The sequence below is a fragment of the Massilia sp. CT11-108 genome (assembly GCF_047302915.1).
Taxonomy (GTDB): domain Bacteria; phylum Pseudomonadota; class Gammaproteobacteria; order Burkholderiales; family Burkholderiaceae_D; genus Telluria; species Telluria orientalis.
In genome coordinates this window covers 1-281 of record NZ_JBKYMO010001470.1, presented here as the reverse complement: position 1 = coordinate 281, position 281 = coordinate 1, and the positions used below count along the sequence as shown (strand labels likewise).

Annotated in this window: 1 pseudogene; it reads right to left on the bottom strand. The window is 68.7% G+C overall.

The window, feature by feature from the left end:
• Positions 1 to 281, bottom strand: a pseudogene (locus tag ACEN88_RS35315) (M4 family peptidase); the annotation flags it as partial.

Below are 281 nucleotides of genomic sequence, written 5' to 3'. Positions count from 1 at the left end.
CGGGCACACGTTCCGTGCGCATCGCGGGCCAGATGATCAGCTCCGCGCTGGGCGGCGTCTCGTGGCGCGCCGAGGCGCCCAGCGAGGCCAGCGCCGCATCGATCGCGGCCTTCGACGAGATCGCGGGCACGACGCTGAAATCCGAACCCGGCCCGGCGGCGTCGGCCTTCACGAAGTTGGCGCGCTGCTCGGAATCCGATTCGGACAGGAGCTTGCCGTTGGCATCCAGCACGAGCACGGATTCGAAGCCGAAGATGCGCAGGTTCTTGTACGTGTGGGCC